The sequence below is a fragment of the Parvibaculum sp. genome, from assembly GCF_045863935.1.
Classification (GTDB): domain Bacteria; phylum Pseudomonadota; class Alphaproteobacteria; order Parvibaculales; family Parvibaculaceae; genus Parvibaculum.
Window position 1 is genome coordinate 75959 of the sequence record NZ_BTVP01000011.1, and the last position, 11456, is coordinate 87414.

9 protein-coding genes are annotated in these 11456 nt (G+C 63.2%); 1 reads left to right on the forward strand and 8 read right to left on the reverse strand.

Annotation, left to right across the window (positions count from 1 at the left end; translation table 11 throughout):
• Nucleotides 1–59: 59 nt before the first annotated feature.
• The 8 genes from ACKUUH_RS06745 to ACKUUH_RS06780 form a co-directional block, all read right to left on the reverse strand.
• Entirely contained in the window at nt 60–533 is a 474-nt protein-coding gene (locus tag ACKUUH_RS06745; protein WP_407949121.1) for a peptidylprolyl isomerase, read from the reverse strand.
• A gap of 18 nt (nt 534–551) precedes the next feature.
• On the reverse strand, nt 552–1091 hold the full coding sequence (locus ACKUUH_RS06750) for a peptidylprolyl isomerase (RefSeq protein ID WP_407949122.1): 540 nt from the start codon (nt 1089–1091) through the stop codon (nt 552–554).
• Between the two features lie 34 nt (nt 1092–1125).
• The gene (gene coaD / locus ACKUUH_RS06755; RefSeq protein ID WP_407949123.1) at nt 1126–1632 is read right to left on the reverse strand and encodes a pantetheine-phosphate adenylyltransferase; all 507 of its coding nucleotides are present in this window, start codon (nt 1630–1632) and stop codon (nt 1126–1128) included.
• An 8-nt stretch (nt 1633–1640) separates the two neighbouring features.
• Nucleotides 1641–4418: a DNA gyrase subunit A gene (gyrA, locus tag ACKUUH_RS06760; RefSeq protein WP_407949130.1), complete on the reverse strand. Its 2778-nt coding sequence runs from the start codon at nt 4416–4418 to the stop codon at nt 1641–1643.
• A gap of 309 nt (nt 4419–4727) precedes the next feature.
• Nucleotides 4728–5585, reverse strand: coding sequence for a hypothetical protein (locus tag ACKUUH_RS06765; RefSeq protein ID WP_407949124.1), 858 nt, complete (start codon nt 5583–5585; stop codon nt 4728–4730).
• A gap of 4 nt (nt 5586–5589) precedes the next feature.
• The gene (locus tag ACKUUH_RS06770; protein ID WP_407949125.1) at nt 5590–6063 is read right to left on the reverse strand and encodes a DUF2269 family protein; all 474 of its coding nucleotides are present in this window, start codon (nt 6061–6063) and stop codon (nt 5590–5592) included.
• The gene (locus tag ACKUUH_RS06775) at nt 6063–7367 is read right to left on the reverse strand and encodes an SDR family oxidoreductase (protein WP_407949126.1); all 1305 of its coding nucleotides are present in this window, start codon (nt 7365–7367) and stop codon (nt 6063–6065) included. Before ACKUUH_RS06775 ends, ACKUUH_RS06770 begins: the two co-directional genes overlap by 1 nt.
• Nucleotides 7368–7379: 12 nt before the next feature.
• Nucleotides 7380–7865 (reverse strand): single-stranded DNA-binding protein, encoded by a 486-nt coding sequence (locus ACKUUH_RS06780; protein WP_407949127.1) that lies wholly within the window; start codon nt 7863–7865, stop codon nt 7380–7382.
• A gap of 448 nt (nt 7866–8313) precedes the next feature.
• On the opposite strand from ACKUUH_RS06780, the gene uvrA reads away from it, so the two are divergent.
• A complete protein-coding gene (gene uvrA, locus ACKUUH_RS06785; RefSeq protein ID WP_407949128.1) occupies nt 8314–11328 on the forward strand; it encodes an excinuclease ABC subunit UvrA in 3015 nt (1004 codons plus the stop codon).
• Nucleotides 11329–11456 lie beyond the last annotated feature (128 nt).

Here is an 11456-nt window from a genome sequence, read left to right on the forward strand (position 1 = left end):
CGTGGATGGCCCGCATGAAGCGGGCCATGACGACGGTGGGGTATGCGTCGAAGCTGAGCCTACGCCGCATCCGCCGCGACGCGCATCGAGACGATGCGGTCGGGTTCGCGCACGGGTTCGCCGCGCTTCAGCTTGTCGACGGCGTCCATGCCGGAAACGACCTTGCCCCAGACCGTGTATTGACGGTCGAGGAAGGTGGCGTCGCCGAAGACGATGAAGAACTGGCAGTCAGCGCTGTTCGGGTCCTGCGTGCGGGCCATGGAGCAGACGCCGCGCACATGGGGCTCGGCGGAGAACTCGGCCGGCAGCTTCTTGCCCGAACCGCCAGAGCCGGTGCCCGTCGGATCGCCGCCCTGCGCCATGAAGCCGTCGATGACGCGGTGGAAGGCGACGCCGTCATAAAAGCCTTCGCGGGCGAGTTCCTTGATCCGCGCAACATGTTTCGGCGCAAGATCGGGACGCAGCTCGATCACGACCTTCCCATGCGGGATTTCGAGGATGAGCGTGTTTTCGGGATCCTTGATATCGGTCATTTGTTTCTCGATTTCGGTTTACTGATTGGCGTCCGCCGCGACCTGCATCTTCACGATCTTGTCGGGATTGGAAGGCGGTTCGCCCGGCGTGATGTTGTCGACATAGTCCATGCCCTCAACGACGCGGCCGAACAGCGTGTACTGCCCGTCGAGAAAGCTCGCATCGTCGAAGACGATGAAGAACTGGCTGTTGGCGCTGTTGGGGCTGGAGGAGCGGGCCATGCCGACGGCGCCGCGCGTGAAGCTTTCCTTGTTCGTGAACTCGGCGCGGAGATCGTCCTTGAAGGAGCCGCCCATGCCGGTGGCCGTCGGATCGCCCGTCTGCGCCATGAAACCGGGGAGCACGCGGTGGAAGAGAAGGCCGTCATAGAAGCCTTCGCGCGAAAGCTCCTTGATGCGGTTCACATGTTCCGGCGCGATTTCCGGCAGCAACTCGATGACGACGCGGCCATCCTTGAGATCGAGATAGATCGTGTTTTCCGGGTCGAGCGCGAAGGCCTTTCCCGCAAGCCCCACCAGGGCAAAAAGAGCGACGAGTGCCGCCGTCAGTCCACGCATGAGATACTCCTGTCAGATGCGGCCCTCGCGCCGCTTACTTTCCTTGGGCCTTCACGGCCGCCAGAACCTTCGCCTTCACCGAAGACGGCACGAAGGGCGTGATGTCGCCGCCCATGGACGCGATCTGGCGCACCAGCGTCGAGGAGATGAACTGCGTTTCCGGCGAGGCGGCGAGAAAGACCGTCTCGACATGCGGGTTCATGACGCGGTTCATGCCGACCATCTGGGTCTCGTACTCGAAATCGACCGCGCCGCGCAATCCGCGGATGATGACGGTGGCGCCGTGCTCGTCCGCCGCATCGACGACGAGGCCGGAGAAGGAGGCGGTCGAGATTTTCGAGCCGACTTCCTTCGCGATGGGGCCAGCCTCCGCCTCGATGAGCGCGAAACGCTCCTCGAGCGAAATGAGCGGCGTCTTGGTGGCGTTGACGCCGATCGCGATCACGAGATGATCGACGAGCTTCAGACCCCGCCGGATCACGTCGAGATGTCCGTTCGTCATCGGGTCGAAAGTGCCGGGGTAAAGACCGACGCGCGCCATGCCCTCTCCTATTCTTCTTCCGAGCCGTTCTCGCCCGTTTCCTCGACACGCGAGACGGAAACGACACGCTCGCCGGGATCGGTACGGAAAATGGTGACGCCCTGCGTGCCGCGCGCCTGGATCGAGATGTCGTGGACCGGCACGCGGATGAGCTGTCCCGCATCGGTGACCAGCATGATCTGGTCGTCGTCCTCCACGGGGAAGGACGCGATGAGTTTGCCGTTGCGCTCCGTGATGTCCATGGCGATGACGCCCTTGCCGCCGCGGCCCTTCGCCGGATAGCGGTAGGAGGAGGAACGCCGCCCATAGCCGCGCTCGGTGACGGCGAGCACGAACTGCTCCCGCGCGCCGAGTTCGGCATAACGCTCGGGGCTGAGCGTCAGCTCCTCGGAGGGCGCATCGTCCGCATCCTCGTCATCGGTCTTCGCGGGGCCTTCCTCGCCCTCCGCCTCGCCCAGCATGGCGCGGCGCATGGCGGCGGCCTGCTTGAGATAGGCCTCGCGCTCGGCAGACGTCACATCGACATGGCGCAGGATCGCCATGCCGATCACCTCGTCGCCCTCATCGAGCTTGATGCCGCGCACGCCGGTGGAGGTGCGGCCCGCGAAGACGCGGACATCGGCGACGGCAAAGCGCGCGGAGCGCCCGCCGGCGGCGGTCAGCAGCACGTCGTCGTCCTCGGTGCATATCTGGACGCCGATGATGCTGTCGCCGGCATCGTCGAGCTTCATCGCGATCTTGCCGTTGCGGTTGATCTGGACGAAGTCCGAAAGCTTGTTCCGCCGGACGCCGCCGCTCTTCGTCGCGAACATGACGTGCAGGCTATCCCAGCTTGCTTCGTCTTCGGGCAGCGGCATGACGGTGGTGATGTACTCGCCCTGGTCGAGCGGCAGAATGTTGATCATCGCCTTGCCGCGCGCCTGGGGCGTCGATTGCGGCAGGCGCCAGACCTTGAGCTTGTAGACCATGCCCGTGGAGGAGAAGAAGAGCATGGGCGTGTGCGTATTCGCGACGAAGAGGCGGGTGACGAAATCCTCTTCCTTCGTGGACATGCCGGAACGGCCCTTGCCGCCGCGGCGCTGCGCCCGGTAGGTCGAGAGCGGCACACGCTTGATGTAGCCGTGATGGCTCACCGTGACGACCATGTCCTCGCGCTGGATGAGGTCTTCGTCCTCGAACTCGCCCTCGGCCTCCGCGATCTCGGTGCGGCGCGGCGTCGCGAACTCGTTGCGGACGCCGGTCAGTTCCTCGCGCATGATGTCAAGCACACGCGAGCGCGAACGCAGAATGTCGAGATAGTCCTCGATCTTCTCGCCAAGGCCTTTCAGTTCGTCGCCGATCTCGTCGCGGCCGAGCGCGGTAAGACGCTGGAGGCGGAGCTCGAGGATCGCCCTCGCCTGCTCTTCCGACATGCGGATCGTGCCGTCTTCCGCGAGGCGGTGACGCGGATCGTCGATGAGCGCGATGAGCGGCGCGATGTCACGCGCCGGCCAGTCCCGCGCCATCAGGCTTTCGCGAGCCGACGCCGGATCGGGCGCGGTGCGGATGAGCTTGATCACCTCGTCGATATTCGCGACCGCGATGGCGAGGCCGACAAGCACATGGGCCCGGTCGCGCGCCTTGTTGAGTTCGAACTTCGTCCGCCGCGAAATCACTTCCTCGCGGAAGGCGACGAAGATTTCGAGGAACTGCTTGAGGTTCATCAGTTCCGGACGGCCGTGATCGAGCGCCAGCATGTTGCAGCCGAAGCTCTGCTGCAGGGGCGAGAAACGGTAGAGCTGGTTGAGGACAACATCCGGCACGGCGTCGCGGCGAAGCTCCACGACGACGCGCATGCCGTTGCGGTCGGACTCGTCGCGCAGATCGGCGATGCCCTCGATGCGCTTTTCGCGCACGAGGTCCGCGATCTTTTCCACCATCGACGCCTTGTTCACCTGATAGGGAATCTCGGTGATGATGAGCGCCTGGCGATCCTTGCGGACCTCCTCGATATCGACACGCCCGCGCACGACGACGGAACCCTTGCCCGTGTGATAGGCGGAACGCGCGCCCTGCCGCCCGAGCATGATGCCGCCGGTCGGGAAATCGGGCGCGGGAATGTGCTCGATCAACTCGTCGATGGTGATGGACGGATTGTCGATGAGCGCGATGCAGGCGTCGATTACCTCGCCGAGATTGTGCGGCGGGATGTTGGTTGCCATGCCGACGGCAATGCCGTTCGCGCCATTGACGAGAAGGTTCGGCAGTTCGGCCGGAAGAACGACGGGTTCTCTTTCGGTGCCGTCGTAATTGTCCTTGAAGTCGATCGTGTTCTTGTCGATGTCGTTCAGCAGCGAATGCGCGGTCTTGGCCATGCGCACTTCGGTGTAACGCATCGCGGCGGGCGGGTCGCCATCGACGGAGCCGAAATTGCCCTGCCCGTCGAGCAGCGGCAGGCGCATGGAGAAATCCTGCGCCATGCGGACCAGCGCGTCGTAGATCGACTGGTCGCCATGCGGATGATACTTGCCGATGACGTCGCCGACCACACGGGCGGATTTGCGATAGGGCTTGTTCCAGTCGTAGCCGTTCTCGTTCATCGAGAAGAGGATGCGGCGGTGGACGGGCTTGAGGCCGTCCCGCGCATCGGGCAGCGCACGGCTCACGATCACGCTCATCGCGTAATCGAGATAGGACGAGCGCATCTCTTCTTCGATGGAAATGGGCGCGACGTCACGCTCCGGCGGCGGACCGCCGGCGGAAGAACCTCCCGGACCGCCGGGCGGCAGATCGCCCGAACCGTTCAGGCCGTCACCCATGCCGGTATCGTCGCCCGGGGCCGGCTCATCACCCGGAATGTCGCTGTCTGGCGTATCGGACAAGTGTTTTTCTGACTTTTGGGAGCATCGCCGCAACGGCCCGAAACCCCGCCCGCGCGACACCCTGAAGGAACGAAAAAGAGGCCATCCGGCTTCCACCGAATCCCTCTCATTTACCGATTGCGAGACTATCAGTTCCGCCCCGTCACGGCAACTTCAAACACTTGGGCAGGCGGGTTGTAACCTGCTGAAATAAAAGAGAAAAATACGCCGACTGAAAGCCCCCGCGGTGCCCTCTCATTCGACCCGGAAAAGGACCGCCGTCGCGTCGTCGTGGCGCTTGAACCTGGGGTATGAAAGGCAGTCCGGATCCTCCATCGCCTCGACGTGGCGGACCTCCGCGACGATGGAGCGAAGTCCGCCAAGCGCGGCGCGGCGCACGGCTGTCGCGGGGTCGATGCGATGATAATCGAAGACGAGGGAACCGAAACCGTCGCTGAAGAGAAGCCCGGTTACGGGGCGCGCCAGCGGAACTTCCCAGTAGCGCATATGCGCGGCTGCCTCGGGGGCGATGCCGAGAATCCAGTAGCCCTCTTCCGTGTTCTGACGGCGGCGATTGTCGCGCAGATAGGCCATGATGGCGGCGTTGCCGAAAGGACGTTCACCCGGCGCGAGCGCGGCGATCAGCTCCGCCGTGCGGCTCATGGCGCGCGCCTCGCGCGAGGTATGTTTCACCCCGAAGACGCGCGCCTCGTCGCTGTCATCGTCGAGAAGGATGAGGCCGCAATCGGCGAAGTTGGCGCAGGCGAGTTTGTCTTCGCCGGCATGGATCATTGCCATGGCCGCGCTCGGCCATTCGTGGCGGCCGTTCGGCGGACGAAGACGCTCCCGCTCGAAACGGTGCGCGAGCGTCTCGATAGTGAAGCGGACAAGGCTACGAAGATCGGCGCCGTAGCGGGCGGCATTGGCGGCAAAGAGCGCGCTCGCCTGATGGGCGAGCCAGTGGGCGCCCGTCTCGGCCCCGATCAGCGGACCGTCCGCAACATCCGTCGCGCCGTCGATCACCCATGCGTAGGCGCCTTCGTAGCCGAAGGCGTCTTCATTGGCCTTGTCCGGATTGCCGGGATCGGTGAGCGTTTCGAGGATCGTGAGCAAGTGTTCACCAAAGGACTGGTTTTGCGATCATCAGACAAAAGATGGCCAGAACCGATATGAATGCAGGCCACCCACACCAGAACCAGATTCGCGCGAAGTGGCGATAGCGTGGCGAAAGCGCCGTTCCCGTCAGGGCCGCTTCTTCAGCCATTTTCTTCATTTCGAGTTGCAACCACACGACAGGCAGCCAGAAGAGGCCGACCAGAAGATAGAGACCGAGGCTCGCTACGATCCAGCTCTCCCAGATATCGCGCCCAGTCAGGAACGCCAGACCGATCCCGCTCAGCGGTTGAGTGACAACGGCCGTCGCCGTGAAAAGAAAATCCGCGACAACCACGATCCGCGCCGTTCCCGCAATCAGCGCAGGATTGCCGTCGCGATCCGCCATGAACATGAAAAAGGCGATCCCGAGTCCCGTTCCGAAAAGAACGGCCGCGCCCAGAATGTGGACAAGCCTGAGAATGAGATAGAGGTCCATCAACGAGGCTCCGCCCAGGCCATGACGATGAGCGTCGCAAATATAATGGGCACGACTTTGAGCAAAGGTCCGAACGGGTCAAACCATAGCAGTGGCAAAAAAATACTGAGAACCACGAGATAGGAGAGACTCAGGGCGATCTGCAGAGTGCCAAACAGCCTGACCCGCCACCCGACGAGGAACGGCAGGCCGAGAAGCATATCGGCAAACGCACCGGCGGTGACCAGCGTGCGCGACGCTCCTTCGTCGAGCCCTGTCGCTCCGACGAAACTCGCTGCGGCGGCATTGACCGATGGCATGAGAGAAATAACGCCTGTCGTGACCCAGAAGAGACCAAGCACGACCCGCAACGCTGCAACAGCGAGCGCGCTGCGAGCATGCAGACGGTCCTGCAAGGTTGATGGGGTGTCCGCCAGTTCATCTTCCATTCGCCGTGGCACGACACCCGTCGCAGCCGCGATTGCTTCAGAACTTGACGTGTTGCCAAGCTCCATCTGACGTATGGAGGAGCTTCGGAAAGCGGTGGGAAGGCCGAACCACCCCGCTACATCCCCGAGGAAGAGCGCCGGCCGTGCAACCCAAGCCGGAACGCTCAGGACATGAGCCGCGGGAAAGCCAAGCCAGCGGCGCAGAAGAAGCGCGATCTCACGCATACTCTTCGGCTCCGGCCCCGTGACCGCAAGCTCGACGCGCGCTGGCGCATCAGGCTCCACCAGCCGGACAACGGCGGCTACGAGATAGTCCATCGAAACGGGCTGAAACATATGCTTGCCACCGTCGACAAGCGGTACAAAACCCGGAAGTCCGGCGAGCGATCGCACCAGCGTCGTTCCGCCATAGCTTCCCCGGCCATAGACCAGCGAAGGCTTCAGAACGACCCAGTCGACATCGAGACTTTTCAGAAAGTCATCGCCGGCGCTCTTACTGCCTGAGTACTCCGTACCGGCTTCGGCTTCCGCGCCGAGCGCCGATATCTGCACTATGCGGCGAACTCCCGCCTTCCGGGCTGCGCCAAAAAGAGCCACGGGTCCGGCGACATGTGCGCGTTCGTGAGAGTCGCGGAGGGTCGGCTGAAGAATGCCGATGCAGTTGACGATTGCATCGACACCCCCAAGACCCGGAACCCAGACCGCCTCGTCCACGTCCTTGTTGAAGTCGCAGAACTGCCACTCGAAGCCGGGCAGCAGGCGGCGGCCAAGCACGAGATCGCGTCCACAAGCGACAACATCATGCCCGGCGCGTTTCAAGCCGATTGCGATATGCTGTCCTATGAAGCCATAAGCTCCGGTGACGAGCACACGCATCGGATATCCGCCCTAGAAAGGAATTTCGTCGTCGAGGTCCTGGGAGAAATTGCCCCGGCCGCCACCGCCGCCCGACGAGCCGCCGCCGAAATCGTCCGAGCCGCCGTAATCGCCACCGCTGCCCCCACCCGAAGCGCCGCCGCCGGAACGGCCGTCCAGCATGGTCAGCGTGGAATTGAAGCCTTGCAGCACGACTTCGGTCGAATAGCGTTCCTGGCCGGACTGGTCGGTCCATTTGCGGGTCTGCAGCGCGCCCTCGATATAGACCTTCGCGCCCTTCTTCAGATATTGCTCGATGACCTTGCAGAGGCCTTCGTTGAAGACGACGACGCGGTGCCACTCGGTCTTTTCCTTGCGCTCGCCGGTATTCTTGTCGCGCCAAGTGTCCGAGGTCGCGATGCGCAGATTGGCAATGGGGCGGCCGTCCTGCGTGCGGCGAATTTCAGGGTCGGCACCCAGATTACCGACCAGGATGACCTTGTTGACGCTGCCTGCCATGTTTCTGTCCTCGTGGATTAGCTGCCCGTTGCGCGGACCCTAGCGGCAGGGACCGCCCGGAACCAGCACTCTCGATAAAAAAGCTGTGGATCAAACAATAAGGGAAATCCCGACGAGAAGCAGAGCCGTCCAGAAAGCGATCATGCAGCCCACGATCACCGTCTGTCGCCGGAATGCGCGCTCGACCATTTCTCGTGTTGCCGGTTGATTTGCGGCGTTCCCTTGCTGCATGGCTACCCTGCTTTATGTTCTTATTATGTTCTCATAAACGCAAATCTGCGGCAAGATGAAATCGCCGCCACATGATTCTTTGTCCCACAGGGCTCGCAGCCCTTGAAGCCACCCGCGCCGCCCTACATACATGAAGCCTGAGACCAAGCCACATTCCCCGCAGCGAAAGATGCGCACCGCCCGCCGGGCAGGCCGCGCCTGTGAGAGTTCCGGCCCGATGAGCATTGCCTCGAAGAAACCCGCATCCGACACCCAGAACCGCTTCATCCGGGTCTTCGGCGCGCGCGAGCACAATCTGCGCGATGTCAGCGTGGAGCTGCCGCGCGACGAGCTGATCGTGATTACGGGACTGTCCGGTTCGGGCAAGTCGTCGCTCGCCTTCGACACGATCTATGCCGAGGGGCAGCGGCGCTATGTCGAAAGTCTTTCGGCCTATGCGCGCCAGTTCCTCGAAATGATGCAGAAGCCGGATGTCGACCAGATCGACGGCCTCTCGCCCGCCATTTCGATCGAGCAGAAGACGACCTCGCGCAACCCGCGCTCGACGGTCGGCACGGTCACCGAAATCTACGACTACATGCGTCTTCTCTGGGCGCGCATCGGCATTCCCTATTCGCCCGCAACGGGGCTTCCGATCGAAAGCCAGACGGTCAGCCAGATGGTCGACCGCGTGATGGCGCTGCCGGAAGGCACCCGGCTCTTTCTGATGGCGCCGATCATCCGCGGCCGCAAGGGCGAGTACCGCAAGGAATTCGCCGAACTTCAGAAGAAGGGCTTCCAGCGCGTGAAGGTGGACGGCACCTTCTACGAGATCGCGGATGTGCCCGCGCTCAACAAGAAGCTGAAGCACGACATCGACGTGGTGGTGGACCGCATCGTCGTGCGCGGCGATCTCGGTAACCGGCTTGCGGACAGTTTCGAAATCGCGCTCGACCTCGCCGACGGCATTGCCGTGGTCGAAATGGCGGATGCGAAGAAAGGCGAAGAGGCCGAACGCATCGTCTTCTCGTCGCGCTTCGCCTGCCCGGTTTCGGGCTTCACCATCGACGAAATCGAACCGCGCCTCTTCTCCTTCAACAATCCCTTCGGCGCCTGCCCCGCCTGCGACGGTCTCGGCACTCAGTTCTACATGGACCCCGAGCTCGTGGTGCCGGATGCCGGCCTGTCGCTGAAGAAGGGGGCCATCGCGCCCTGGTCGCGCTCGACCTCGCCCTACTACACGCAGACGCTGCAGGCCCTGGCGAAGCAATACAAGTTCTCGATGACGGCGCCCTGGTCGCAGCTTCCCGAGGAAGCGCAAAACGTCATCCTTTACGGCTCGGGCGAGGAGGCGGTGACCTTCGCCTATGACGACGGCATGCGCTCCTACAAGACGAAGAAGCCCTTCGAAGGCGTGATCCCGAACCTCGAACGGCGCTGGCGCGAAACGGACAGCGCCTGGGCGCGCGAGGAAATCGAACGCTATCAGGGCATCACCAATTGCGAGGATTGCGGCGGCTATCGCCTGAAGCCCGAAGCGCTCGCGGTGAAGATCGCCAAGCGTCACATCGGCGAAGTCACGCAGATGTCGATCCGCGAAGCAGATGCCTGGTACCGCGACCTCGGCGAGCAACTGAGCGCGAAACACAACGAGATCGCCGGCCGCGTGCTGAAGGAAATCCGCGAGCGGCTGCATTTCCTCAACAATGTCGGGCTCGACTATCTGACGCTGTCGCGCAACTCCGGCACGCTATCGGGCGGCGAGAGCCAGCGCATCCGGCTTGCCTCGCAGATCGGCTCCGGCCTCACCGGCGTGCTCTACGTGCTGGACGAGCCCTCCATCGGCCTCCATCAGCGCGACAACGACCGGCTGCTCGAAACGCTGAAGCGCCTGCGCGATCTCGGCAATACGGTGATCGTGGTCGAGCATGACGAGGACGCGATCCGCACCGCCGATCATGTGGTGGACATGGGACCGGGCGCCGGCATCCATGGCGGCCGCGTCGTCGCCGAGGGTACGCCCGACGACATCATGGCCAATCCCGAAAGCCTGACCGGGCAATATCTCACCGGCTTCCTGCAGGTGCCGGTGCCCGCGACGCGGCGGACGGGCAACGGCAAGAGTGTGAAGATCACGGGCGCGCGCGAGAACAACCTCAAGAACGTGACGGCGGAAATTCCGCTCGGCACTTTTACCTGTGTCACGGGCGTTTCCGGCGGCGGCAAGTCCACGCTCCTTATCGAGACGATCTACAAGGCCGTGGCCCGCAGGCTCAACAACAGCCGCGAACATCCCGGCACGTTCGACGAGATTTTCGGCCTCGAACATCTCGACAAGATCATCGACATCGATCAGTCGCCCATCGGCCGTACGCCGCGCTCGAACCCGGCGACCTATACGGGCTCATTCACCTTCATTCGCGACTGGTTCGCCGAACTGCCGGAAAGCCGCGCGCGCGGCTACAAGCCCGGCCGCTTCTCCTTCAACGTGAAGGGCGGGCGCTGCGAAGCCTGCCAGGGCGACGGCGTCATCAAGATCGAGATGCACTTCCTGCCGGACGTCTATGTGGAATGCGATGCCTGCCACGGGCACCGCTACAACCGCGAAACGCTTGAGGTGAAGTTCAAGGACAAGTCGATCGCCGATGTCCTTGAGATGACGGTCGACGAGGCCGCTTCGTTTTTCAAGGCCGTGCCCGCGGTGCGCGACAAGATGGAAGTGCTGCAGCGCGTCGGCCTCGGCTACATCAAGGTCGGCCAGCAGGCGACGACGCTTTCGGGTGGCGAAGCGCAGCGCGTGAAGCTCGCCAAGGAACTGTCGAAGCGCGCGACGGGCCGCACGATCTACATTCTGGACGAGCCGACGACCGGTCTCCATTTCCACGACGTGGCGAAGCTCCTCGAGGTGCTGCACGAGCTGGTCGAGAGCGGCAACACGGTGGTGGTGATCGAGCACAATCTCGAAGTTATCAAGACGGCGGACTGGATCATCGATCTCGGCCCCGAGGGCGGCGATGGCGGCGGCGAGATCGTGGCAGCCGGCACGCCGGAAGATGTGGCCGCCGAACCCCGCTCCCACACCGGCCATTATCTGAAGGAACTCTTCAAGCGCCGGCCAGGAAAAGGCGCTTCGGGGAGCGAGGGGCCCACGAAATCCCGCAAGGCGAGCGCGGCCGCAAAGAGCAATGTGAAGGCGAGCAAACCCGCTCCGAGGGCTAAATCCGGCGGCCCGAAGCGGAAAAAGACGGCCTGAGGTCCACGCAGGCGTTTCCGCACCGCCTCAAACTGTCTATAACCAGCCCCGTGATTTCAGGCTGGTGAATGCAGGAAACGGGGGCCGATGCCGGGGGTATCGTTCAGTCGGCGCGACTTTCTGAAGCT